General features: G+C 66.8%; 21 protein-coding genes and 2 rRNA genes. 5 read left to right on the plus strand and 18 right to left on the minus strand.

The features are described from left to right. Window positions 1–2 precede the first annotated feature (2 nt). The 5 genes from KXV01_RS17135 to KXV01_RS17155 form a co-directional block, all read right to left on the minus strand. Entirely contained in the window at window positions 3–809 is an 807-nt protein-coding gene (locus tag KXV01_RS17135; protein ID WP_263467966.1) for a calcium-binding protein, read from the minus strand. A gap of 161 nt (window positions 810–970) precedes the next feature. After that, window positions 971–1864, minus strand: coding sequence for a heme o synthase (gene cyoE, locus KXV01_RS17140; protein ID WP_049438841.1), 894 nt, complete (start codon window positions 1862–1864; stop codon window positions 971–973). 4 nt (window positions 1865–1868) lie between these two features. Further along, window positions 1869–3032, minus strand: a complete 1164-nt coding sequence (locus tag KXV01_RS17145; protein WP_061480360.1) for a COX15/CtaA family protein — start codon at window positions 3030–3032, stop codon at window positions 1869–1871. 10 nt (window positions 3033–3042) lie between these two features. Then, window positions 3043–3612, minus strand: coding sequence for a hypothetical protein (locus tag KXV01_RS17150; protein ID WP_049416777.1), 570 nt, complete (start codon window positions 3610–3612; stop codon window positions 3043–3045). A gap of 96 nt (window positions 3613–3708) precedes the next feature. Continuing rightward, the gene (locus tag KXV01_RS17155; protein WP_100477425.1) at window positions 3709–4425 is read right to left on the minus strand and encodes an SURF1 family protein; all 717 of its coding nucleotides are present in this window, start codon (window positions 4423–4425) and stop codon (window positions 3709–3711) included. Between the two features lie 57 nt (window positions 4426–4482). On the opposite strand from KXV01_RS17155, the gene KXV01_RS17160 reads away from it, so the two are divergent. Further along, window positions 4483–4701 (plus strand): twin transmembrane helix small protein, encoded by a 219-nt coding sequence (locus KXV01_RS17160; protein WP_005415003.1) that lies wholly within the window; start codon window positions 4483–4485, stop codon window positions 4699–4701. 20 nt (window positions 4702–4721) lie between these two features. Here the strand turns inward: KXV01_RS17160 and KXV01_RS17165 are convergent, their stop codons facing one another. From KXV01_RS17165 to KXV01_RS17190, 6 genes are read right to left on the minus strand one after another with little or no spacing between them, the layout of a single operon-like run. Continuing rightward, window positions 4722–5597: a cytochrome c oxidase subunit 3 gene (locus KXV01_RS17165; protein WP_005407793.1), complete on the minus strand. Its 876-nt coding sequence runs from the start codon at window positions 5595–5597 to the stop codon at window positions 4722–4724. A gap of 13 nt (window positions 5598–5610) precedes the next feature. Next, window positions 5611–6201: a cytochrome c oxidase assembly protein gene (locus KXV01_RS17170; protein WP_049416784.1), complete on the minus strand. Its 591-nt coding sequence runs from the start codon at window positions 6199–6201 to the stop codon at window positions 5611–5613. Further along, on the minus strand, window positions 6198–6398 hold the full coding sequence (locus KXV01_RS17175; protein ID WP_049416786.1) for a hypothetical protein: 201 nt from the start codon (window positions 6396–6398) through the stop codon (window positions 6198–6200). Before KXV01_RS17175 ends, KXV01_RS17170 begins: the two co-directional genes overlap by 4 nt. Window positions 6399–6406: 8 nt before the next feature. Beyond that, window positions 6407–8014: a cytochrome c oxidase subunit I gene (gene ctaD / locus KXV01_RS17180; RefSeq protein WP_049416790.1), complete on the minus strand. Its 1608-nt coding sequence runs from the start codon at window positions 8012–8014 to the stop codon at window positions 6407–6409. A 59-nt stretch (window positions 8015–8073) separates the two neighbouring features. Further along, window positions 8074–9030 carry a cytochrome c oxidase subunit II gene (gene coxB, locus KXV01_RS17185; protein ID WP_049416792.1) on the minus strand — a complete coding sequence of 319 codons (957 nt, stop codon included), beginning with the start codon at window positions 9028–9030 and terminating at the stop codon, window positions 8074–8076. Window positions 9031–9041: 11 nt separating this feature from the next. After that, a complete protein-coding gene (locus KXV01_RS17190; RefSeq protein ID WP_049416793.1) occupies window positions 9042–9518 on the minus strand; it encodes a DUF2244 domain-containing protein in 477 nt (158 codons plus the stop codon). Between the two features lie 274 nt (window positions 9519–9792). Here KXV01_RS17190 and putA point away from each other — a divergent pair, with 274 nt between their 5' ends. Next, window positions 9793–13011 carry a bifunctional proline dehydrogenase/L-glutamate gamma-semialdehyde dehydrogenase PutA gene (putA, locus tag KXV01_RS17195; RefSeq protein ID WP_263467967.1) on the plus strand — a complete coding sequence of 1073 codons (3219 nt, stop codon included), beginning with the start codon at window positions 9793–9795 and terminating at the stop codon, window positions 13009–13011. Window positions 13012–13110: 99 nt separating this feature from the next. On the opposite strand, the gene KXV01_RS17200 is transcribed toward putA, so the two are convergent. The 3 genes from KXV01_RS17200 to KXV01_RS17210 form a co-directional block, all read right to left on the minus strand. Beyond that, window positions 13111–14184, minus strand: a complete 1074-nt coding sequence (locus KXV01_RS17200) for an AAA family ATPase (RefSeq protein ID WP_164284392.1) — start codon at window positions 14182–14184, stop codon at window positions 13111–13113. Further along, window positions 14171–14770 (minus strand): nicotinamide riboside transporter PnuC, encoded by a 600-nt coding sequence (pnuC, locus tag KXV01_RS17205; protein WP_049416799.1) that lies wholly within the window; start codon window positions 14768–14770, stop codon window positions 14171–14173. The genes KXV01_RS17200 and pnuC overlap by 14 nt, the downstream gene beginning before the upstream one ends. A gap of 134 nt (window positions 14771–14904) precedes the next feature. Then, window positions 14905–16332 carry an outer membrane protein transport protein gene (locus tag KXV01_RS17210; protein WP_005414995.1) on the minus strand — a complete coding sequence of 476 codons (1428 nt, stop codon included), beginning with the start codon at window positions 16330–16332 and terminating at the stop codon, window positions 14905–14907. A gap of 225 nt (window positions 16333–16557) precedes the next feature. Here KXV01_RS17210 and KXV01_RS17215 point away from each other — a divergent pair, with 225 nt between their 5' ends. Further along, window positions 16558–17250 carry a rhomboid family intramembrane serine protease gene (locus tag KXV01_RS17215; protein WP_019662230.1) on the plus strand — a complete coding sequence of 231 codons (693 nt, stop codon included), beginning with the start codon at window positions 16558–16560 and terminating at the stop codon, window positions 17248–17250. An 85-nt stretch (window positions 17251–17335) separates the two neighbouring features. Here KXV01_RS17215 and KXV01_RS17220 read toward each other — a convergent pair whose 3' ends face one another. Continuing rightward, window positions 17336–18784, minus strand: coding sequence for a S41 family peptidase (locus KXV01_RS17220; protein ID WP_164284394.1), 1449 nt, complete (start codon window positions 18782–18784; stop codon window positions 17336–17338). 108 nt (window positions 18785–18892) lie between these two features. Continuing rightward, window positions 18893–20197: a peptidoglycan DD-metalloendopeptidase family protein gene (locus tag KXV01_RS17225; RefSeq protein ID WP_111096695.1), complete on the minus strand. Its 1305-nt coding sequence runs from the start codon at window positions 20195–20197 to the stop codon at window positions 18893–18895. Between the two features lie 95 nt (window positions 20198–20292). On the opposite strand from KXV01_RS17225, the gene KXV01_RS17230 reads away from it, so the two are divergent. Continuing rightward, window positions 20293–20955, plus strand: coding sequence for a hypothetical protein (locus KXV01_RS17230; protein WP_049411766.1), 663 nt, complete (start codon window positions 20293–20295; stop codon window positions 20953–20955). 86 nt (window positions 20956–21041) lie between these two features. Next, window positions 21042–22751 (plus strand): M28 family metallopeptidase, encoded by a 1710-nt coding sequence (locus KXV01_RS17235; protein WP_049411769.1) that lies wholly within the window; start codon window positions 21042–21044, stop codon window positions 22749–22751. Between the two features lie 317 nt (window positions 22752–23068). On the opposite strand, the gene rrf (KXV01_RS17240) is transcribed toward KXV01_RS17235, so the two are convergent. Further along, window positions 23069–23183: ribosomal RNA gene (rrf, locus tag KXV01_RS17240) — 5S ribosomal RNA — on the minus strand. A gap of 131 nt (window positions 23184–23314) precedes the next feature. After that, window positions 23315–23417 (minus strand): 5S ribosomal RNA (gene rrf / locus KXV01_RS17245); the annotation flags it as partial.

The raw sequence follows: 23417 nt of genomic DNA on the forward strand, positions 1-23417 counted from the left end.
CGCTACGGATCCACCAGCGTCCCGACGCTCAGTTCCGGCATCCATACCCACAGGTCGTACGGCCGTTCCGCACCGGCAGCGACCCGCGGCCCCGTGGCAACCTGCTCTCGAAGTGGCCGCGCCATGCAACCGCCCGCGCATCCCCACGTCTGACCACGTTGCGCGCCCATCCGTACGCTGTAGATATCCAGGTCCCGCAGCTGCGACGCCATCGGATGCATCTGCATTTCCGGAGGCATACCTTGCGGCCTTTGCAGCATGGCGTGCACGTTACCAGTCAGCACCAGCATGCGCGCATTGGCCGGTAGGCCTCGATAGAGCCGCCGCAACTCGGCTGCCATGAGGTCATCGCGTACCTGGTTGCCGCCCTTGCTGGCGTTGACGTCATAGCCAACGACGTCGATCACACGTCCCTGCGACTTCAGCACGCGCAGGCTTTCGATCATTGCCAGCATGTCGCGGCTGCGACGGCCGTCATGCTGGTCATCGCGCACGGTCCAGAACGCACGCCCGCGCAGATGCTGGCGTGCCTTCTCCCCGCCATCGGAAGCCAGGTAATCGCGCAGCGTGGGGGTTTCCCCGCGTGGCAGTTCCAGCGCCAGCAGGACCGGCCCGGTGCGGCTGTAGCCGTCCACCAGCTGCCGCACCAGCAGCGGCGTCTCGCGGGTTCCATGGAATTCGCCCAGCACCAGCAGGCGGTGATCACCGGCGTGCTGGCGGATCTGCGCGGCGGTGTCGTCGGCATGCGCGGTCACGGCCATGCCCAGCGCCAGAATCAGCGCGGTGGTCCAACGGAAGATCGTATGCATCCCTGCTCGCTCCTTTCCTTGGGGTCAGGAACAGCAATGGCGACGCCGCTGGAAGAGATCAAGTGTAGAGCCGAGCCCACGCTCGGCTGCTCTTCCAATCCCCCCCTGGGCCGAGCATAGGCTCGGCTCCGCATTGGACTGGCGCCTTCGATCAGGCGAGGTCACAACCAGGGCAGGATCCAGTGGTCGACCAGCAGGAACGCGAACAGCGCCATCAGGTAGACGATGGAGTAATAGAACATCTTCATCGAGAACAGCTCATCCGGCGGGTCGAGCATGCGCCAGGCATACCAGAGGAACACGGCGTTGAGCACGATCGCGCCGCCCAGGTAGAACGCACCGCTCATGCCCACCAGGAAAGGCAGCAGGCAGACCAGCGCCAGCACCACCGAATACACCATGATCTGCTTGCGGGTGTGCGCCACGCCGTGGGTCACCGGCAGCATCGGGATCTCCGCCTTGGCGTAATCCTCGCGGCGGAAGATCGCCAGCGCCCAGAAATGCGGTGGCGTCCAGATGAAGATGATCAGCACCAGCAGCGACGAGTACGCCCAGTCCGACGAGCCCTGCATGCCGGTCACCGCAGCCCAGCCCAGCATCGGCGGCATCGCCCCGGCCAGGCCACCGATGACGATGTTCTGCGAGGTCGCACGCTTCAGGTACACGGTGTAGATCACCGCGTAGCCGATCAGCGAGGCGAAGGTCAGCACTGCAGTGATCAGGTTCACCCACAGCACCAGGATGGTCATCGACAGCACGATCAGCACGCCGGCGAACACCAGCACCTGCCATGGCTTGACCTTGCCGACCACCAGCGGGCGCCACGACGTGCGTGCCATCTGCGCATCGATGTGCGCATCCAGCAACTGGTTGATCGCGGCGGCCGCCGAAGCGGCCAGCCAGATGCCGAGGAAGCCGAGCAGGCCGGCGCGCACCTGCTCCCAGCTGGGCACGCCCGGGATAGCCAGGACCATGCCGACCAGGGCAGTGAAGACAATGAGGGCGACGACCTTGGGCTTGGTCAGGTCCCAGTACTGGCGGTAGTTGGAAAACATGGAATCAGTCCGGGGCGCGCAGGCGGGCCAGCAGGCTGACCAGCACGAACAACAGGGCAACGGCCACGCCGTTGTGGGCCACGGCCACTTCCAGTGGCAGCGCCAGCTTCACATTGAGGATGCCGAGGGTGACCTGCAGCACCAGCAGCGCGATCAGCGCGCTGGCCCAGCCGCGCATGCTCGGCAACCGGAACAGGCGCACGCCCAGCCACAGCAGGTAGATGGCCACCACCACCGCGAACAGGCGGTGCGCCATCTGGATGGCGATACGCGAGGCGCCATCCAGCACGCCGCCTTCGTAGTCCACGCCGATGCCACGCCACAGGGTGAAGCCTTCGACGAAGTTGTGCTGCGGCCACCACTGGTTGGCACAGCGCGGGAAGTTGTCCAGCGATGCACTGCCGCCGCCGCAGGCCAGCGCCGCGTAGTTGGCACTGACCCAGCCGCCCAGTGCGATCTGGGTGACCAGCACCGCCAGGCCGATGCGCAGCAGCCACTTCAGCTTCGGTGCCTCGGCCAGGGTGATCGGCATGTGCGTCGCACGCCAGGCCATCCAGGCCAGCAGCGCGAACATCAGCATGCCGCCCAGCAGATGGCCCATCACCACGATGGGTTTGAGCAGCAGGGTCACCGTCCACATGCCCAGCAGGGCCTGGAAGATCACCACCGCCAGGGTCAGCAGTGCAGCGCGTGCCAGGTCGATGTTGCTCCAGCGCAGCGCGGCGATCAGCAGGATCGCCTCGCCGATCAGGGCCAATGCGCTGGCGGTGCCATGCCAGCCCATCATGTACAGCGGTATGCCAGCGGCCACCAGCACGCAGGCGGTCACCACTGCCGTGGTTCCAAAGCGGCGCTTGCGCGTAGCCAGCAGGGCCAGGGTCAGGATCTCGATGCCCAGCGCGCCAGCCAGGAAGCGGTGCACCTGCTCACGCCAGGCCTTGTGGGTCTCCAGCGGCCGGATCTCCGCCGCCGGGTGGCCGATGGTCTCTTCCACGTGCTGCGGCCAGGTGGCCTGGCCATAGCAGGTCGGCCAGTCCGGGCAGCTCAGGCCGGCATCGGACAGGCGTACGAACGCGCCGAACATGATCGTGCTCGCGGTCATGATCATGGCGAACCACGCCAGGCGGTGGAAATTGCGGTGCAGCGCCGGACGCGCGGAAAGGCTCATCAAACGGGACTCACTTCAGTTTCAGCAACGTGGCCATGTCCTTGCGCAGGCCACCGAGGTCGGAACCCGGGGCATGGCGCATGATCACGAAGCCGTTCGGATCGATCACGTAGACCGGCAGTCCCGCCGGATCATCGACGCCCGGCAACGCCGCACGCAGGGCTGGCGACGGAGCCAGCGGCCGCAGCGCGGGCAGCGAGGCGATCGACGCCGGTGGCGTACCCAGCCACAGGATCTCGACATTATCGGCGTTATGGCCGAACAGCTGCCACACCTTGCCCAGCCCCTGCGACAAAGTGACGCACTGCGCGTCGCAGGCACCGGCCGGCGCCACCAGCAGGCGCCAGGTGCGGGTTTCAGGGTTCCACGGATAGGCCTGGCCATTGGCCAGGGTCGGCGCCTGCTGGCGCAGATCGACCGGCGGCTTCAGCAGCTGTCCTGCATTGCGGTGGCCGGTCGGCTGCCAGCCGGAGAAGCGCAATACCGCGGCCAGCGCCATCGCCCCGAAGAACACGGCAAACAGCAGCACCAGGGTCCGGCGGCCGGAGCCGCGCGCCTGCGGGGACGTAGCAGTGTTCATGCGGGGCATTTTCTCATGGTTGGGTAAGGGATGCCGGTAGTGCCGGCCGCTGGCCGGCATCCAGGAAACCGAGGGATTGCCGGCCAGCGGCCGGCACTACCCGGCGATGGGCCGTCTCCGGCGCCGCTCCAGCACCAGCGCCACCACCAGCACGGTCAGGGCCAGGCCGAACCACTGCACCGCGTAGCCCAGGTGGCGCTGAGGCGGCAGCGTGTTCGGCAGCAGGTCCAGGTCGCGTTCGTCGCCGAAGGGCAGCGCCGGGTCCAGTCGCAGGACCCGCTCGGGCAGCGTTGGCAGGCCCAGCGCTGCGGCGAGGCCCTCGGCCGGCAACCGGCTGGCCAGCCAGCGCCCGGCCTCACCGGTGGCGGAGAACGGCGGACCCAGTACCAGCCCCGCCGAAGGCGGTGGCGCCAGCAACCCGCGCACCGCCACCGGCGAAGGCGGCGCCGGTATGTCCGGCAGCGTGCGATCCGGCGGCAGCGCGCGCCAGCCGAGATCGACCAGCAGCACGCTGCCGTCGTCACTGCGGAACGGGCGATAGATCTTTACGCCGGCACGGCCATGCCGGGTCTGGTTGTCCAGCAGCACCAGGCCAGGCAGGAAGCGACCGTGATCGGCCACACCGTGCAGCGCGCCGGGGGCTGCCAGGGCCCGCGCCAGCGGCAGCGCCTGTGCCACCGCTGGCCCCTGCGCATCCAACATTGACTGTTTGGCATGCATGCGCTGCAGCTGCCACAGCCCCAATGCAGTGAAACCGGCCATCGCCAGCACGGCCAGCAACCATCCGATCACGCGTGTGTGCTGGCGCATCATGACAAGTCCGCGCAAACGCGGTCAGATAGGCACATCCACCCTGCCGTCGAGCCGCGCATGAGTGATTCGCTGAAGACCCTGCTGGTAATCGCGTTTCTGATCGTCATCGTCTGGAACCTGGGCGCCGGCCTGTACTACCTGCTGGTCGACCGCGGCCAGACCAAGCGCACGGTCAACGCACTGACACGTCGCATCGCGGTGTCGGTCGCGTTGATCCTGCTGGTGATCGTGAGCATCTACATGGGCTGGATCAAGCCGCACGGCGTCGGCGGCTGAGGCCACCGACGCGTGCGTGGTCAAAGCACGTAGACGAACAGGAACAGCATCAGCCACACCACGTCGACGAAGTGCCAATACCACGCGGCCGCTTCGAAACCGAAATGGTTGTCGCGGGTGAAGTGTCCCTTGGCCGAACGCAGCCACATCACGATCAACATGATCGTGCCCAGCAGCACGTGCGCACCGTGGAAGCCGGTCAGCATGAAGAACGTCGAACCGTAGATGCCCGAGCCCAGCGTCAGGTTCAGCTCCTTGTAGGCGTGGATGTACTCTTCCGCCTGCAGGGTCAGGAAACCGAGGCCGAGCACCACGGTCAGGCCCAGCCAGATCAGCAGCTGGCGGCGGTTGCCGGCCTTCAGCGCGTGATGGGCGATGGTCAGGGTCACGCCGGAGGTGAGCAGGATCAGCGTGTTGATCAGCGGCAGGCCCCACGCCGGGATCGTCTGGAAGGCACCACCGATCGCCGCCGGGCCATTGGTCGGCCATCCGGCGGAGTAGCCCTGCCAGAGCAGCTCGTTGGTCATCACCCCGCGGCCTTCGCCGCTGAGCCACGACAGGCCCAGGTTGCGGGTGTAGAACAGCGCACCGAAGAACGCACCGAAGAACATCACCTCGGAGAAGATGAACCAGATCATCCCCATCCGGAACGAGCCATCGACCTGGTGGTTGTAGTTGCCGGCCTGCGATTCGCGCACCACGTCGCTGAACCACCAGAACAGGGTCAGCACCAGCATCGCGATGCCGATGTAGAACGTCCAGCGCCCCCAGCTGGCATCGTTGAGCCAGCTGGCCACGCCCACCATGGTCACCATCATGGCGATGGAACCCACGAACGGCCATTTGCTCTGGGCCGGGACGAAGTACACGTTGGCGTCGGTCGGTGTCTGGGCCATGTCGGTATCCGGGTCAGGGTGCGGCGTGCGCGCCGTCCGAGGTGGCGGCCGGGGGCAGCCGATCGGACAACGCGTCGTTGCGGTAGAAGGTGTAGGACAAGGTGATCGTCTTGATTTCCGGCGGCAGGTCCGGATCGACGATGAAGCGCACCGGCATGTCGCGCTTCTCGCCGGCCTGCAGCGTCTGCGCGGTGAAACAGAAGCACTCGGTCTTGCTGAAGAAGCCCGATGCGCGTGCCGGCGCCACCGAAGGCACCGCGCTGCCAACGACTGCCTGCTGGCTGTCGTTGCGGGCGAAGTACAGCGCCTCGTTGAGTTCGCCGGGCACCACATCCATGGTCAGCTGCTCGGGATGGAACGACCACGGCAGGCGCGAATTGACGCCGCCATCGAACTCCACCCGCACGGTACGCTTGCCAGCTGCAGCACCCGTACTGGCTTCACCACCCGGGCCGCGTTCCAGGCGCACGCCGAATACCTTTTCGCAGGCAATGCGGTACAGCGGCACCAGCGAGAAGGTCAGCAGGAACACCGCCACTGCCACGCCGATCAGGCGCGGCAGCCCGGCACTGGGTGACGGCGTGCTGGCCGGTGCCTCGCTCATCGGCCGATCACCCCGCTGAGGATGAAGCCGACGTAGACCAGCACCGCGATGGCGCCGACCCACATCGCCGTGCGCCTGGCGCGCTTGCGTTGCTGCTCGATGCTTCCGCCCTGGTAGAGCCGACCGCTGGTCGGCTGCTTCTCATCCACCGAGCATGGCTCGGCTCTACAGGTCTGCAGTGGGCTCTCGTTATGCATGCCCCACCTCAATGCGTGATGTCGTCATGCGCCAGATCCCCCGGACGGATGGTCGGCGGCGTGGTGAAGGTGTGCGCCGGTGCCGGCGATGGCAGCGTCCACTCCAGCCCGCGCGCGCCTTCCCAGCTTCGCGCTTCGGCCTTCTCGCCGTTGCGCAGCGACGACAGCAGGATCACGGCCATCATGAACGGCGTGACGAACATGCCGAACGCACCGATCGAGCTGATCAGGTTCCAGTCGGCGAACGCCACGCTGTAATCCGGAATGCGGCGCGGCATGCCGGCCAGGCCGAGGAAGTGCTGCGGGAAGAACAGCAGGTTGACGAACACGATCGACCACCAGAAGTGCACCTTGGCCCACTTCTCGCTGTACATGCGTCCGGTCCACTTCGGCCACCAGTAGTACACCGCCGCGATCAGCGCGAACACTGCGCCGGTCACCAGCACGTAGTGGAAATGCGCAACCACGAAGTAGGTGTCGTGGTACTGGAAGTCGGCCGCCACGATGGCCAGCATCAGGCCGGAGAAGCCACCGATGGTGAACAGGATGACGAAGGCCACCGACCACAGCATTGGCGCCTCGAACGTCAGCGAGCCCCGCCACATGGTGCTGACCCAGTTGAACACCTTCACCCCGGTCGGGATCGAGATCAGCATGGTGGCGAACATGAAGTAGATCTCGCCGCCCAGCGGCATGCCCACGGTGAACATGTGGTGGGCCCAGACGATGAACGACAGGAACGCGATCGCGGCGGTGGCGTACACCATCGCCTGGTAGCCGAACAGCGGCTTGCGGCTGAAGGTCGGGATGATCTCGCTGACCACGCCGAAGGCGGGCAGGATCATGATGTAGACCTCGGGATGGCCGAAGAACCAGAAGATGTGCTGGTACATCACCGGGTCACCGCCACCGGCGGCATTGAAGAAGCTGGTGCCGAAGAACTTGTCGGTCAGCAGCATGGTCACCGCACCGGCCAGCACCGGCATCACCGCGATCAGCAGGAAGGCGGTGATCAGCCAGGCCCAGCAGAAGATCGGCATCTTCAGCAGGTCGATGCCCGGCGCGCGCATGTTGAGCACGGTGGCGATGATGTTGATCGCACCCATGATCGAGCTGATACCGGCCACGTGGATGGCGAACACGCTGAAGGCCACGTTGTAGCCGCCCTGCAGCGACAGCGGCGGGTACAGCGTCCAGCCGCCGGCCGGTGCACCACCGGGCAGGAACAGCGTCAGCAGCAGCAGGCTGAAGGCCACCGGCAGCAGCCAGAACGACCAGTTGTTCATGCGCGGCAGCGCCATGTCCGGCGCGCCGATCTGCAGCGGGATCATCCAGTTGGCGAGACCGACGAACGCCGGCATCACGCCACCGAAGATCATCACCAGCGCATGCACGGTCGTCATCTGGTTGAAGAACTCGGGCTTGACGAACTGCAGGCCCGGCTGCGCCAGCTCGGCGCGGATCACCACGCTCATCGCCGCGCCGATGATGAACATGATGAAGCTGAAACCCAGGTACAGCGTGCCGATGTCCTTGTGGTTGGTCGAGAAGAACCAACGCTCGAAGAAACTCTGGTGGTGATGGTGATCGTCGTGCCCAACTGCCGAGTGCGCCATTGCAAAACACCTCTCAGAATCGGTTGTCACCACGGCCGCGAGCGGCCGCGGGCTTTACATCACGCGCCGCTGGCCGCAACCGCAGGTGCGCTGCCGGCTTCGGCAGCAGCCGGTGCCGCCGGTGCTTCGCCCGCAGGCGCAGCCGGTTCTGCAGGTGCCGCAGGGGGGGCGGGCTCGGCCGGCGGTGCAGGCTTGCGCTGCGCCAGCCACTGCTTGAAGTCCTCCTTGGACACCGCCTCGACCACGATCGGCATGAAGCCGTGGTCCTTGCCGCACAGCTCGGCGCACTGGCCGCGATACACCCCGGGCTGCTCGATGCTGGTCCAGGCTTCATTGATGAAGCCGGGGATCGCGTCCTGCTTCCAGCCCAGCGCCGGCACCCACCAGGCGTGGATCACATCATCGGAAGTGATGACGAAGCGGACCTTGGTATCGACCGGCAACACCAGCCGGTTGTCGACGTCCAGCAGGTAATGCGGATGGCTTTCGCGGGTCGGCACGATGCCACTCTGCCGCACGCGGTCGGACTCGCGATCCAGGCGGCTGGTGAAGGTGACGTTCTCGCCGAGGTATTCGTACTTCCACATCCACTGGTAGCCGGTGACCTTGACCGTCATCTCGGCATCGCGGGTGTCGTACATCTTGATCAGGTTGGCCGTGGCCGGCCATGCCATCACGACCAGGATGATCACCGGGATCACCGTCCAGATGATCTCGGCCTTGGTGTTGTGGCTGAAGGTGGCGGCGACTGCGCCCTTGGATTTGCGGAACTTGAAGATGGCGTAGGCCATCGCCCCGAACACGATGACGCCGATCACCGTGCAGATGATCAACGACAGGTTGTTCGATTCCCAGGCCAGGCGCGAGGTCTGGGTCACCCCCTTGCCCATGTTCAGCTGCCACGGCTTGGGATCGGCCGCCTGGGCCCAGGCCGACGCCGGAATCAGTCCCCCGGTCGCCAGCATCGCGGCGACCGCGTTCACGCACTTCGTGCCCCACCTGCTGCTTTGCTTCATTGCCTAGACCCTTAGCGTCGTCGGTTGCCGCCATCGCTGGCGGCGAGCAAGCTTTCAAGTGTCTCTGCGAGCGTCTGGCGTTCGGCCGGCGCGAGGAAACTCCCCACCTCCACCTGCCGGCCGCTGGATGCCAGCCGGACCCTCTCATCGTCGGTGAGCAGGCGCACCCAGTGCGGGTGGGCCCGGAACACCGGCGATCCACCGGGTACGGGGATGACCTCCACGTACCCCGGCACTACCCGGATCTCCTCCTGCCGTTCACCGCTGCGCCACAAGGCACGCAGCGCCGCCGCCAGCACCAGGCTGTACAGCAGCGCGAACAGGGGGGCGAATGCATTGCCGGCCCACCACCCGAGGGCGGACACCAGCCACATCGCACCCGACAACACGGTGAACAACAGGACGAACTGCCGGGCATCGAGCGCCCGTGGGGGACGCAGCCGCAGCTGCGTACCTGACCCATCCGGAGCTGGAAGCACCTCGATCATGTCGCAACCGCGTTCCTGCCGCGGGAAACGTCTCGATGGTAGCCCCGCCCTCTCGCCGGTAGCAAGGGTGCATTCACACTTTTTCCGATGCTGCAACACAGCATGAGGTCGGCGGCGCGAATGACGAATTCAGCACAAATCTTGCCGGGTTTGCTGAACACGCCGAATCCACCACCGTTAGTAGCTATCAGCCCTTCATGAAGGTGTCTGCAGGGCACTTCCGAAGGCCGCAAAAATGATTAAAATCGCCAAGTTTTCCACTGGCCGGACCGGCATGAACGCACCTTCCTCCTCCCCTGCCGCCCACGACGCCCCGCGTCCGGGCGCGCTGCTGTCGCCGGAACTGCCGGCGCCCCCCAACCCGTTCCGCCAGGCCATCACCGATGCCTGGTTGAAGGACGAGGCCAGCCACGTGCGTGAGCTGCTGGCGCAGGCGCGCCTGCCCGCCGAGGAACAGGCCAGGGTGCAGGCGCTGGCCGCCGATCTGGTCGGCCGCGTGCGCGTGCGTGCCAAGGACCAGGGCGCGATCGAAGCCTTCATGCGCCAGTACGACCTGGGCAGCGAGGAAGGCGTGCTGCTGATGTGCGTGGCCGAAGCGCTGCTGCGCATTCCGGACCAGGACACTGCCGACAAGCTGATCCGCGACAAGCTGGCCGATGCCGACTGGGAAAAGCATCTGGGCGGCAGCGACTCGGTGCTGGTCAACGCCTCCACCTGGGGCCTGATGCTGACCGGCAAGCTGGTGCAGATGAACGACGCCACGCGCGCCGATGCGCCCAGCGCATTCAAGCGCCTGGTCGGCCGCGTCGGTGAGCCGGTGGTGCGCCTGGCCGTGCGCCAGGCGATGAAGATCATGGGCCACCAGTTCGTGATGGGCCGCACCATCAGCGAAGCGCTGTCGCGCTCGCACAAGGGCGACAACGCCAGCTACCGCTACTCCTTCGACATGCTGGGCGAAGGCGCGCTGACCATGAAGGACGCGCTGCGCTACCTGGAAGACTACCGTCGCGCGATCCACGCCATCGGCGGCGATCACAAGGCCCGCGGCGGCCGCCCGGACGGCGACGTCAACAACGCGCCGGGCATCTCGATCAAGCTGTCGGCGCTGTACCCACGCTACGAGCACGCCAAGCGCGAGCGCGTGCTGAAGGACCTGGTGCCGGGCGTGCTGGAACTGGCACAGCTGGCCAAGAGCTACGGCATCGGCTGCACCGTCGACGCCGAAGAGTCCGATCGCCTGGAACTGTCGCTGGACATCATCGAGCAGGTGTTCTCCGACGCCTCGCTGGCCGGCTGGGACGGCTTCGGCGTGGTCGTGCAGGCCTACCAGAAGCGCACGCCGTACACGATCGACCACCTGGCCGACATGGCGCGCCGCGCCGGTCGCCGCCTGCAGGTGCGCCTGGTCAAGGGCGCCTACTGGGATGCCGAGATCAAGCGCGCGCAGATCGAAGGCTATCCGGGCTACCCGGTGTTCACCCGCAAGCAGAACACCGACGTGTCCTACCTGGCCTGCGCCAAGCGGCTGTTCACCCATGCCGATGCGATCTACCCGATGTTCGCCACGCACAACGCGCACACCATCGCGGCGGTGCGCAGCATCGCCAACGGCGGCGTGTACGAGCACCAGAAGCTGCATGGCATGGGCGACGACCTGTATGCCGAAGTGGTGCCGGCCGACCGCCTGGGCCTGCCCTGCCGCGTGTACGCCCCGGTCGGTTCGCATGAAGACCTGCTGCCGTACCTGGTGCGCCGCCTGCTGGAGAACGGCGCCAACTCCAGCTTCGTCAACCGCATCACCGACGAGCGCGTGCCGATCGCCGACCTGATCCGCGATCCGGTCGAGATGGTCGCCTCGTTCGAATCGATTCCGCATCCCAAGATCCCGCTGCCGGTTGACCTGCTGCGCAGCCAGAACCACGACAGGAAGAACTCCATGGGCGCCAACCTCGCCAACGACAACGAACTGCGCGCCCTGGCCGAGCAGCTCAACGCCGCCGTGAAGCCCTGGCAGGCCTCGCCGCTGGTACCGGGTGCCAACCCGGTCGGCGCCGCGCTGCCGGTGACCAACCCGGCCGACACCCGCGAAGTGGTCGGCCAGTGGCTGGCGGCCGATGCCGCCACCGTGCAGAAGGCCCTGGCCAACGCCGTGGCCGCACAGCCGGCCTGGAACCGCACCCCGGCCGCCAGCCGCGCCGCCATCCTCGAACACGCCGCCGACCAGCTGGAAGCGCGCATGCCGGAGTTCATGGCACTGTGCGTGAAGGAAGCCGGCAAGAGCCTGCCCGACAGCATCGCCGAAGTGCGCGAAGCCGTGGATTTCCTGCGCTACTACGCCAAGCAGGCGCGCGAGCAGTTCAGCCACGCCGAGAAGCTGCCCAGCCCGACCGGTGAATCCAACGAGCTGCAGCTGCACGGCCGCGGCGTGTTCGTCTGCATCAGCCCGTGGAACTTCCCGCTGGCGATCTTCCTGGGCCAGGTCGCCGCCGCACTGGCCGCCGGCAACAGCGTCATCGCCAAGCCGGCCGAGCAGACCAACCTGATCGGCTACTACGCGGTGAAGCTGCTGCACGATGCCGGCGTGCCGGCCGAGGTGGTGCAGTTCCTGCCGGGCGACGGCGCCACCGTGGGTGCGGCGCTGACCGCCGACCCGCGCGTGGCCGGCGTGGCCTTCACCGGCTCCACCGAGACCGCCCGTGCGATCAACCGTGCGATGGCCGCGCGTGACGCCGCCATCGGCGTGCTGATCGCCGAGACCGGTGGCCAGAACGCCTTCATCGCCGACTCCTCGGCACTGCCGGAACAGCTGGTCAAGGACGCGATCGGTTCGGCCTTCACCTCCGCCGGCCAGCGTTGCTCGGCCGCGCGCGTGCTGTTCGTGCAGGACGACATCGCTGACAAGGTGATGACCATGCTGGCCGGCGCGATGAAGGAGCTGAAGGTCGGCAACCCGGGCCTGCTGTCCACCGACGTCGGCCCGGTGATCGATGCCGACGCGCTGAAGATCCTGCAGGACCACGCCGAACGCATGGACCGCGAAGCGCGCCTGATCGCCGCCGCCGAGCTGTCCGCCGAAACCGCCAACGGCACCTTCTTCGCACCGCGCGCGTATGAACTGAAGGACCTGGGCCAGCTGCAGAAGGAAGTCTTCGGTCCGGTCCTGCACGTGATCCGCTGGAAGGGCGACCAGCTCGACGCGGTGATCGACCAGATCAACGCTACCGGCTACGGCCTGACCCTGGGCGTGCATTCGCGCATCGACGAAACCGTTGACCGCATCAGCAACGGCGTCCACGTCGGCAACGTGTACGTCAACCGCAACCAGATCGGTGCAGTGGTCGGCGTGCAGCCGTTCGGCGGCCAGGGCCTGTCCGGCACCGGCCCGAAGGCCGGCGGCCCGCACTACCTGCTGCGCTTTGCCACCGAAAAGACGGTGACGGTGAACACCACCGCCGCCGGCGGCAACGCCTCGCTGCTGACCCTGGGCGACTGATCGCCTGCTTGATGCAGTAAACAAAAAACCCCGCGAACGCGGGGTTTTTTATGCGTTGCTTCCTGTAGCGCCGGGCCCATGCTCGGCTTTTCTGGTGCTTTACAGAGGCTGGGCCACACTGAACCGATTGTCCGCCCGCTTCGCCAGCTCGCCCTGCACGCGTGCGATGCGCGTCTCCAGATCGCCTTCCAGCAGCACGTGCTCGACACCCTCTGCCTGCAGCTGCTCCAGGTACCACGCATGCTGCCGCGCCCGGAAGGCTTCGCCCACGCGCGTGCCATCCTGGTCAAACGGAATATCCGGCGCGCACAGGAACAGCAGGTCGTAGCGTCGTCTTGCCGCTTGCCGCAGCGGCTGCGGCGCCGTGCCAAACATCCAGCCGCTGTAGCCCAGCGTCACCAGCGGTGTGGTATCGCAGAACAGCCAGCGATGCGCCCGCCGCGCAACCTTGTCTTCATGCTGAGGCTGGGCCATTGCGATGCGAAGCAGATCCTGGGGCAGCAGTTTGCCGCCCTGCTGCTCCCACAGCGTGCGGCCATACTCCGGCACCCAGACAGTCTGCAGACGCTCGGCCATCACCCGCGCCAGTGTGGTCTTGCCACTGGACTCGCCACCAATGAAGGCCACGCGCTGCACGTATCCGGCGTACACCTCCGGTGCGAGACCATGGCGGTGCGCGTGCGGATCGGCGCGCAGCTCGGTGCCGCACGCCTGCCCGGCGTCCAATGCGCGTTCGAGCCGCTCATGGCGTACCGGCGCACCGAAGTGCGTGGCCAGCGCCTGCGCGAAGCCGTCACCGTAGTCCTCGCCGGTGAATACCGCCTGCACCGCGCCACCGAACAGGTGCTGGCACAGCCAGGCGGTGAACATGCGCTGCACTTGCTCGCTGTCGCTGTCGTGCGGCAACGCGCGTGGCGGCACGCCATGTTCGGCACACAGGGCTGCCAGCCGCGCATCATCCAGCACCGCCACCGTTGCCCGGGGGAAGCGCGCACGCAACCAGCGTTCGCGGCGAGCAGCGCTGTAGCCGGCAAAGCCCGGCTGCGACCAGCCGATCACCAGCAGCTGCTGGCAGCGCGTGGCGGCGAAGTCGATCAGTCGTTCATGGCCGAGATGCATCGGGCAGAACTTGCCCGCCACCAGGCCGCGTGCAACGCGCTCAGGCAGCGGCATTGGCCGCCCTGGCCTCGTCCCGCATCAGGTGCCGCCAATGGCGCAGTGCCACCAGCGCGTTGATCCAGAAGCCCACGTACAGGATCGAGGTCAGATGCAGGCCACGGCTGTAGTACAGCGGCACCGCCACGGTGTTCACCAGCAGCCACACCCACCACGATTCCAGCTTGCGCCGCATCATCAGGATCTGCGCGATCACACTCAACACCAGCACCGCCGAATCGATATACGGCGCATAGGCATTGGTCAGGCGGGTCAGCATCCAGCCGTAGCCGAACGTGGCCACCACCGCCAGCGGCGCCAGCCAGGCCCAGGCGCGCGGCCGCAATGAAGTGATCGGCAACGGCGCGCCATGGTCACCACGCAGCCACTGCCACCAGCCCAGCACGCTGATGGCGATGAAGAAGAACTGCAGCACCATGTCCGCATACAGATGCGATCGTTCGAACACGGCAGCAAACAAGGCACAGCCGACGATGCCCAGCCACCAGGTGTGCACGTTGTTGCGGCCGGCCAGCAGGATCGAGCCGGCGACGGCGATGTTGGCGGCCAGCTCCAGCTGGAAGTTCGGGTCGGACAGGTTCATCGCGCCATTGTCGCGCAGATCCGCGCCCTGCGTCGTCGGACCAGTAGATCCACGCCATGCGTGGATACCCTCCGCAAAAAGAAAGCCCCGCTTGCGCGGGGCTCCCCTCGTACTGCTTCAGGCAATCGCCCGGATCAGAACTTGTACTGCATCGACGCCGCCAGCACGTCGCCGCTGACCTTGTACTTGCCGGTCACGGTGTTGGCAGTGGCCGAGGTCGAGGTGATGTTCGGATCCTTGGTGAACAGGTGGGTGTAGCCCACGCTGTATTCCATCTTGTCCGAAGCGGCGTAGGTCAGGCCCAGCGACAGCCACTTGCGGGTGGTGTCCGGCACGCGCACGTCGCGGTGGGCGTCGGTGGTCGGGGTCTGGTCGTAGGCCAGGCCGCCACGCAGGGTCAGCTTGTCGTTCACGCGGAAATCGGTACCGATCGACGCGAAGGTGGTGTCGCGGTAGTGGAACGGCAGCACGCTGTCCGGCTGGTTGGAGTCATAGTCGACCGTGACCTGGTCGAACTTGCTCCACGCCGTGCGCGTGACCTCGGCCATGATCTGCCACTGGTCGTTCACGCGGTGGGTGAAGCCCACGGTGGCGCTGGCCGGCAGGGTGATGGTGGCGCGGCCGTTGCTGTCGATGAAGGTACCCGGGGCGGCAGTGGCCAGGAAGGCGGCCGCGTTCTGCGGGATGGTGAAGTCGGCCTTGCCGTCGGTGATCTTGTGCTCGACCTTCGAGCGGTAGCTGAAGGCGATGTTGGTGCCTTCCACCGGGGTGACCGTCATGCCCAGGGTGTAGCCGACCGACACTTCGTCGCCCTTGATGCGCAGGTAGCCATCGGCGGTGCCCGGCGAGAAGCCGAGCTGGGCGGCCTGGCGTGCAGCGGCCTGCGAGGCCGCCGCAGCCTGGGCTGCGGTGCCGCCTGCAGCCAGCACACGCGCCGCAGCGGTGCGCTGGGCCGTGGCGTTGATCGCGGTGCCGGTGTCGACAGCGCTGGTCAGGTCGACGTTCAGGCGCTCGGCGAACACCGACGCACCGAACGACAGGTACGGGTTGACGTCATAGGAGAACGCCACGCCCAGGTCGATGGCCTGCAGCTCGGTCTTGACGCCGTTGTAGCGGCCAACCCAGTCGCGGTCGTATTCGGTCTTGAAGCCGAACGGCACGGTCAGCGAAGCACCGAAGTGCATGTTGTCGTTCTCGCCGAACGGCACGTGGAAGTACGCGGCCGGAACCGGGGCGATCATGCCGGCGTCGCCGCCGTTGCCACCGGAAATCGGCGCGCCGTTGCCGTACTGGCCCTGGCCGCGGAACTTGGCGCCGAAGCTGATGGCGCTGACGTCGCCCTGGACCAGGGTGCCGTCGAGCAGGCGCATGGAGGCCGGGTTGGTGGCGATGACCGAGGCGTCACCTTCGGTCGAGGTGGAGCCGGCGAACGCGCGGCCCAGGCCCTTGGCGCTGTTTTCCTTCAGCTGGAAGGCGGCAGCATTGGCATCGGCGGCGGCCAGCGCACCGGCAACGCCGACGGCCAGCAGGGTCAGTCGGGCAATGGTGGAAGCGGTTTGCATCGTAGTTCTCTCTCCGGTAAGCGGTGATGGTGCTCTGAGTGCGCCTGCGCCCGCCGGGTCCTGGGACCCATCGGAGCGCGCCGGATTCCCCTCCCGACATACGACGCCGTATGCGAGTATTACCCAGAGCTGTTAATGAAACAATAACAGCGCAGGCGGTTTTTTCGTCTCAAAAGCTGAACAGGACCGTCCCCACCGAAAGTGGCCGCACGCTAGGCTATTGGCATGTTCGTCTCGCTCCCGTCCCGCAAGAAGGCGGCCCTGCGCTGGGCCACGCCCGTGCTGTTTGCGGCACTATGGCTGGCGTTCCTGTGGTCGATCTCGCGCCCGGACGATGCCCGCGGCAGCCTCTGGCTGGACTGGGGCGCCCTGTCCACCGGCCTGACCCACCCGCTGGACTGGTGGGCGACGCTGCAGGACGGCAGCGTGCTGCGCCTGTTCACCGCGCTGTTCCTGCACGCCGACTGGTCACATCTGCTGGGCAACCTGGTGTTCCTGCTGATCTTCGGCCTGCCCGCCGAGCGGGTGCTGGGGCCGTGGCGCCTGCTGCTGCTGTTCCTCGTCGGCGGCGCAGTGTCGAACCTGGTGGCGATCTACACCATGGGCAGCCCGGACCAGATCATCATCGGCGCCAGCGGCGCAGTGTCGGCCCTGATCGGCGCCTATCTGGCCCTGTTCCCGGGCGCCCGGCTGGGCGTGGTGATCCCGCTCGGCCTGTTCCTGGAGTTCGTGCGCGCCCCGGCGTACCTGCTGATCGGCGTCTGGGCGGCGCTGCAGGTGGTGTTCGCCCACATCGGCCCAAGCTTCGGCATGGTGGCCTGGTGGGCGCACATCGGTGGCTTCGTGTTCGGCGTCGTGTACGGGGTCTACGTGCGTGCGGCCATCGCCCGCCGACTGCGCAAGCGCCACGGCTTCTGACCGCCCAGGTAGTGCCGGCCGCTGGCCGGCTCCACGCTCCCCCGCTCGTTCGTAGATCAGTCGAGCATGGCTCGACTCTACAGAATCAAGGCTTGGCCGGGGCCGGCGCGGGCTTTGCTTCCGGCTTTGCTTCCGGCTTAGGTTCGACCTTCGCTTCCGGCTTCGCCGCAGCGGCCTTCGCGGCCTTGGTGGCATCCGCCTTCTCGGCTTCGGCCTTCAGCCGTGCGGCCACCGAACCTGGGTTCTTCAGCTCGGCCAGCGCGTCGTTGATCGGGCCGTCGCCCGGCAGCACCGCACCGGCGTGGTAGCCCTCGGTGCCTTCGTCGTCGCCGCGCAGATGGCCTGGCAGGGTGGCTTCGCTGTAATCGCTCAGGCTGGCCGGCAGGGCATCCTCCGCCGACGTAGCGGCGGGCTTCAACTCAACATCCGGCACGATGCCGGTGGCCTGGATCGACTTGCCGCTGGGCGTGTAATAGCGCGCGGTGGTCAGCTTCACCGAATCACCGTTGTCCAGCGGCAGCACGGTCTGCACCGAGCCCTTGCCGAAGGTGCGGCTGCCCACCACGCGGGCGCGCTTGTTGTCGCGCAGCGCGCCGGCGAGTACTTCCGAGGCACTGGCCGAACCGGCATCGGCCAGCACAACCACCGGTGCGCCCTTCAGCAGGTCGCCTGGGGTCGCGTCGAACCGGGCATCGCTGATACTGATGCGGCCACGGGTGCTGACGATGTTGCCCTTGTCGAGCAGATCGTCGGCTACCTGCACGGCGGCCGTCAGCAGGCCACCCGGGTTGCTGCGCAGATCCAGCACCAGGCCCTTGAGCTGGCCACCGGACTGCTTCTGCAGCTGCTGCACGTGCTTCTGGAAGTCCGAGCCGGTATCGGCCTGGAAGGTGCTCAGGCGGATATAGCCATAGCCCGGCTCGAGCAGGCGGCTGCGCACGCTGGTCACGCGGATGGTCTGGCGGGTCAGGCTGACATCGAACGGCTTCGGCTTGCCGTCACGCACGATGGTCAGCACCACCTTGCTGCCGGCCGGGCCGCGCAGCGGTTCACTCGCATCGATCGCACTGATCGGCTTGCCGTCGATGGCGATGATCAAATCGCCGGCAAGGATGCCGGCCTTGGCTGCCGGCGTGTCGTCGATCGGCGCGATCACCTTCATGCTGGCGTTGTCCGGCTGCTGCTGCAGCTCCACGCCGATGCCCTCGTAGGCACCGTTGGCCTGCTCGTCGAAGGCCTGCGCATCTTCCTTGTTGAAGTAGGTGCTGTGCGGATCAAGGTCGAGCAGCAGGCCACGCACGGCCGACTGCATCAGCTTCTTGTCATCGACCGGGTCGACATAGGCGGCGCGCACCGCGTTGTACACGGCCACGAAACGGCGGATGTCCTCCAGCGGCACCTTCGAGGTCACCGCCTCCTCGCTGTTCGCTGCCTGCCCGCTGGTTTCCTGGCTCGGGGCGGGCGCGGTCTGCTGCGCCCAGGACAGCGCTGGCAACAGGGCCAGCAAGAGGGTGGCGGTACGGGCTGCGCGCATGGATCACTCCTGTCGACGGTGGCATGGTGCCCAAGGCACATGCACCGATTATGCGCGAAGCACAGCTAAATTCCCGTTGAATCCAGCCCGCATCCGGCGGGCCGGGATTCAGCGCCGCTGCAGCCAGCTGTCCGGATTGACCGGCTGCCCGCCACGGCGCAGCTCGAAGTACAGCGCGGTGACGCCCTGGCCGCCGGAATTGCCGACCTTGGCCACCGCATCGCCGCGGCTGACCCGCGCGCCAGCATCCTTCAGCAGGGTGTCGTTATGCGCGTAAAGGCTCATGTAGCCGTTGCCGTGGTCGACGATCAGGATCATGCCGTAGCCGGTCATCCAGTCGGAGAACACCACGGTGCCATCGGCCACGGCCGTGACCGTGCTGCCGGCCGGCGCGCCGATCAGCACACCGCTGCTGGTGCGCCCATCGGGCAGCTTGCCGCCATAGCGGGCCAGCAGGTTGCCGGACAACGGCCAGCCCAGGCCGCCGACCTTCGGCGCCGGTGCCGACGCCACCGCAGGTGGAACCTTGGTGGGCGGCGGTGGACGGCCCTGCGCGGCGGCCTGGCGTGCGGCGCGCTCGGCAGCGGCTTTCTCGGCGGCGGCCCGGCGTGCAGCGGCGCGCCGCTCGGCTTCGGCCCGCGCGGCAGCGGCACGCAGGTTGGCCAGCAGCGTTTCCAGTGCCTTGGCGTCCTGGCCCAGTGCCTGTTCCTTCTCGCGCTGGTCCTTGAAGCGCTCTTCCAGCGAGGCAACGGTCTTTGCGCGATCGCGGCGGTCCGCTTCCAGGGCGGCTGCCTGCTGTTTCTGGTCCTGCTGCGTCCCCTGCAGCTTCTGCTTGCGCTCAGCGATCTGCGCCTGCAGCGCTTCCAGTTCCTTCAGGTCGGCGGTCAGCGTGGTGATCCGCTGCGCACGCTCGCGCTGCAGGTAGCGATGGTAGGCCAGGGCGCGGTTGGCATCAGCCACCGTGTCCTGCGACAGCAGCAGCTTCAGCGGTGCGTGGTTGCCCAGCTGATACGCCGCGCGCAACAGCCCGGCCAGTTCGCGGTGCTGCTGGGCCAGGTTGCCCTGCAGCGTGCTGCGGCGCTGCTCGGCTTCGGCCAGGGCGCGGCCCTGCTCGCGCAGCGCGGCTTCCGTCTGCGCAAGGGCACGGCCGGTGCGGGCGACCTTCTCGTCGGCCTCGCGCAGCTGTTGCGATGCCTGCCCGCGCTGGCCCTCGATCTGCCGTCGCTCCTGCGCCACGCCCTTCAGTTCGGTACGCAGTTTCTGCAGCTTGCGCTCGGTCTCGCGGGTGGTCTGCGCACCGCTGGGCAGCGGCAGCGGCAGGGCCAGCGCCAACGTCAGCCCCAGCAGCAGGCAGCGACCGCCGCGGGCAGCGGCGATGTGATGTCGGCGTGATGGGAAGGCATTGTCGCGCAAGGGCTTTCCAGTGACTTCAGGCAGTTGCGGGGGCTACCGGGGAATGGTGACATCTCCGCACGCGGCCTGCCAGCCGCACATCCATCGAGGTCGCCATGAAAACTCGTTCCATTCCGCTGCTGTTGGGCGTACTGCTGGCCACCGGGCCGGTCTGTGCGCAGGAGAACATCAGCAAGGTCAACGGCAGCATCAGCGCCGAACCCGGTCAACGCTACGGCAAGCTGGACACCGTCAACGGCGGCATCCGCGTCGGCGAAGGCGTCGAGACCGGCAGCATCGACACCGTCAACGGCGGGGTGAAGGTCGCCGACCGCGCGCGCACCGGCAAGATCGAAACGGTCAACGGCGGTGTGCGCCTGGGTCGTGAAGTGATCGCCAGTGGCGGCGTCAGCACCGTCAACGGCAGCATCTTCACTGATCGCGGCAGCCAGATCGAAGGCGGCGTCGAGACCGTGAACGGCGGCATCGGCCTGGTCGAGAGCCGCGTCGGCAAGGACGTCGAGACCGTCAACGGTGACATCACCGTCGGCATCGGTTCGCAGGTCAACGGCGGTGTGCATGTGCGCAAGCCGAACTTCAGTGTCTCGCTGACCGCCAGCCGCAAGCCGCGCGTGATCATCGGCCCGAATGCGGTAGTCAACGGCCCCCTGCAGTTCGAACGCGAAGTGGTGCTGTACGTGCATCGCTCCGCGCGCATCGGCCCGGTGACCGGCGCCGAGCCAATCCCGTTCGACACCGAAACCGCCCCGGCGGACTGAACCCGCCGGACCTGCCGGTTCGGTGATACTCACTGTTACTGGTCGCGCATCAGGTGCGGCCGCCCTTTGTTCTCCAGGAATCGACGATGCCCCGCAAACTCCTCCTGTGCCTGGCCGCCGCGGCCGCGCTCAGTGCCTGCAAAGGCGAAAACACGCCCGCCGCCGCGCCGGCCACCGACACCGCTGCGGCGAAGCCGGCCGCCCATTCGTTCTCCCCGGAGATCAATGCCGGCGACTTCGCCGAGATGGTCAAGACGCTGGCCTCGGATGAGTTCGAAGGCCGCGCTCCGGGCAGCAAGGGCGAAGAGCTGACGGTCAACTACATCCGCGACCAGATGCAGCGCATCGGCCTGCAGCCCGGCAACGGCGACAGCTGGTTCCAGGATGTGCCGATGACCGAGACCACGGCCGACGAATCGACCGTGCTGAAGATCACCCAGGGCGGCAAGACCACCGAGCTGAAGTTCGGCACCGACATGGTGGTGGGTACCCGCACCGGCCAGGCCGAGGTAAAGGTCGATGCCAGCGACCTGGTGTTCGTTGGCTATGGCGTCGACGCACCGGAACAGAAGTGGAACGACTACGCCGGCCAGGACTGGAAGGGCAAGACGGTCGTGATGTTCGTCAACGACCCGGGCTTCCACGTCGAGGACGAGAAGCTGTTCGACGGCAAGCGCATGACCTACTACGGCCGCTGGACCTACAAGTTCGAGGAAGCCGCCCGCAAGGGCGCCGCCGCCGCGCTGATCGTGCACGATACCGCCGGCGCCTCCTACGGCTGGGACGTGGTGAAGAATTCCTGGGCTGGCCCGCAGTACGACCTGCCGGCGAAGGACGATCCGGAAGCGCGTATCCCGGTGCAGGGCTGGCTGAGCGCCGACGCAGCCAAGGCACTGTTCGCCGGTGCCGGCCTGGATCTGGCGCAGGCCTACAAGGACGCCAGCAAGCGCGGTTTCAAGCCGGTGCCGCTGAAGGCCACCGCAGCGGTCGACCTGAAGAGCCAGATCGCCCAGAAGCAGTCGCGCAACGTGGTCGGCGTGCTGCCGGGCAGCAAGCGTGCCGACGAGGCCGTGCTGTACATGGCGCACTGGGACCACCTGGGCAAGCATGAGGGTGAAACCGGCGACAACATCTACAACGGCGCCGTCGACAACGCGACCGGCGTGGCCGGCATTCTCGAAGTGGCCGAAGCCATGGCCCACCAGGACCCGAAGCCGGAGCGTTCGGTGGTGTTCCTGGCCGTGACCCTGGAAGAATCCGGCCTGCTGGGCTCGAAGTACTACGTCGCCCATCCGACCTTCCCGCTGGACAAGATCGCCGGTGTGATCAACATCGATGCGATGTCGGTGGCCGGCCGTGCCAAGGACGTGACCGTCACCGGCTTCGGCAGCTCGGAGCTGGAGGACATCCTCAAGCCGTTGGCCGCCGCCCAGGACCGTACGCTGCACGGTGAGACCGCGGTGCAAAGCGGCTTCTACTTCCGTTCGGATCACTTCAACTTCGCCAAGGCCGGTGTGCCGGCCCTGTACGCCGATGGCGGCGAGGACCTGCGCGAGGGGGGCGTGGAAGCGGGCCGCAAGGCTGCAGCGGACTACGGCGCCAACCGCTACCATGGCCCGAAGGACGAGTTCGACGCGGCCACCTGGAAACTGGACGGCACCGTTGAAGACCTGCAGCTGATGTACGGCGTGGGCAAGGAATTGGCCGGTGGTGATCGTTGGCCGAACTGGTATGCAGGCAACCCGTTCAAGGCCGCCCGCGACGCGATGATGAAGGACAAGGCCCCGGCCAAGTAAAGTCGGGCCATGCCCGACTGAGCACTGTTGAGAGCAGAGCGGCGCCCCCACGGGGCGCCGCTTTTCTTTCGCGTACCGTCGGCGGCTCATCCACGGCTGGTGTGGATCTGCCGGTAGTGCGGGCCGCTGGCCGGCAATCGATTGGTAGCGGCCAACCTTTGTTGGCGCCATGCTTCCTCGCGGAGGGCATCCACGCATGGCGTGGATCAACCGGGCGATGTAACGCCATCGGGTTGCCGGCCAGCGGCCGGCACTACCTGTATTACTGCGCCCAAAGAAAAACCCCGCTGCGCGGGCAGCGGGGTTTGGGGTGTAAACCCTGGCGATGACCTACTCTCGCATGGCTTGAGCCACACTACCATCGGCGCAGCTGCGTTTCACTTCCGAGTTCGGGATGGGATCGGGTGGTTCCACAGCGCTAATTTCACCAGGGAGACGGTTGCAGCAGCGCTTGCAGCGCCAGCTTCGCGATCTTGCCCTTGGGCGGAAGATATCCAGAAAAGCAATGCCTTCACTTAATAAGAAAAACCCCGCTGCATGAGCAGCGGGGTTTTGGGTATAAACCCTGGCGATGACCTACTCTCGCATGGCTTGAGCCACACTACCATCGGCGCAGCTGCGTTTCACTTCCGAGTTCGGGATGGGATCGGGTGGTTCCACAGCGCT

This window comes from Stenotrophomonas sp. Ps181 (assembly GCF_025697425.1).
Classification (GTDB): domain Bacteria; phylum Pseudomonadota; class Gammaproteobacteria; order Xanthomonadales; family Xanthomonadaceae; genus Stenotrophomonas; species Stenotrophomonas sepilia.

Bases quoted from the DNA above. Each gene is read 5' to 3' on its own strand.
- KXV01_RS17135 (WP_263467966.1), bottom strand. From the start codon at position 809: ATGCATACGATCTTCCGTTGGACCACCGCGCTGATTCTGGCGCTGGGC.
- cyoE (WP_049438841.1), bottom strand. From the start codon at position 1,864: ATGTTTTCCAACTACCGCCAGTACTGGGACCTGACCAAGCCCAAGGTC.
- KXV01_RS17145 (WP_061480360.1), bottom strand. From the start codon at position 3,032: ATGAGCCTTTCCGCGCGTCCGGCGCTGCACCGCAATTTCCACCGCCTG.
- KXV01_RS17150 (WP_049416777.1), bottom strand. From the start codon at position 3,612: ATGAACACTGCTACGTCCCCGCAGGCGCGCGGCTCCGGCCGCCGGACC.
- KXV01_RS17155 (WP_100477425.1), bottom strand. From the start codon at position 4,425: ATGATGCGCCAGCACACACGCGTGATCGGATGGTTGCTGGCCGTGCTG.
- KXV01_RS17160 (WP_005415003.1), top strand. From the start codon at position 4,483: ATGAGTGATTCGCTGAAGACCCTGCTGGTAATCGCGTTTCTGATCGTC.
- KXV01_RS17165 (WP_005407793.1), bottom strand. From the start codon at position 5,597: ATGGCCCAGACACCGACCGACGCCAACGTGTACTTCGTCCCGGCCCAG.
- KXV01_RS17170 (WP_049416784.1), bottom strand. From the start codon at position 6,201: ATGAGCGAGGCACCGGCCAGCACGCCGTCACCCAGTGCCGGGCTGCCG.
- KXV01_RS17175 (WP_049416786.1), bottom strand. From the start codon at position 6,398: ATGCATAACGAGAGCCCACTGCAGACCTGTAGAGCCGAGCCATGCTCG.
- ctaD (WP_049416790.1), bottom strand. From the start codon at position 8,014: ATGGCGCACTCGGCAGTTGGGCACGACGATCACCATCACCACCAGAGT.
- coxB (WP_049416792.1), bottom strand. From the start codon at position 9,030: ATGAAGCAAAGCAGCAGGTGGGGCACGAAGTGCGTGAACGCGGTCGCC.
- KXV01_RS17190 (WP_049416793.1), bottom strand. From the start codon at position 9,518: ATGATCGAGGTGCTTCCAGCTCCGGATGGGTCAGGTACGCAGCTGCGG.
- putA (WP_263467967.1), top strand. From the start codon at position 9,793: ATGAACGCACCTTCCTCCTCCCCTGCCGCCCACGACGCCCCGCGTCCG.
- KXV01_RS17200 (WP_164284392.1), bottom strand. From the start codon at position 14,184: ATGCCGCTGCCTGAGCGCGTTGCACGCGGCCTGGTGGCGGGCAAGTTC.
- pnuC (WP_049416799.1), bottom strand. From the start codon at position 14,770: ATGAACCTGTCCGACCCGAACTTCCAGCTGGAGCTGGCCGCCAACATC.
- KXV01_RS17210 (WP_005414995.1), bottom strand. From the start codon at position 16,332: ATGCAAACCGCTTCCACCATTGCCCGACTGACCCTGCTGGCCGTCGGC.
- KXV01_RS17215 (WP_019662230.1), top strand. From the start codon at position 16,558: ATGTTCGTCTCGCTCCCGTCCCGCAAGAAGGCGGCCCTGCGCTGGGCC.
- KXV01_RS17220 (WP_164284394.1), bottom strand. From the start codon at position 18,784: ATGCGCGCAGCCCGTACCGCCACCCTCTTGCTGGCCCTGTTGCCAGCG.
- KXV01_RS17230 (WP_049411766.1), top strand. From the start codon at position 20,293: ATGAAAACTCGTTCCATTCCGCTGCTGTTGGGCGTACTGCTGGCCACC.
- KXV01_RS17235 (WP_049411769.1), top strand. From the start codon at position 21,042: ATGCCCCGCAAACTCCTCCTGTGCCTGGCCGCCGCGGCCGCGCTCAGT.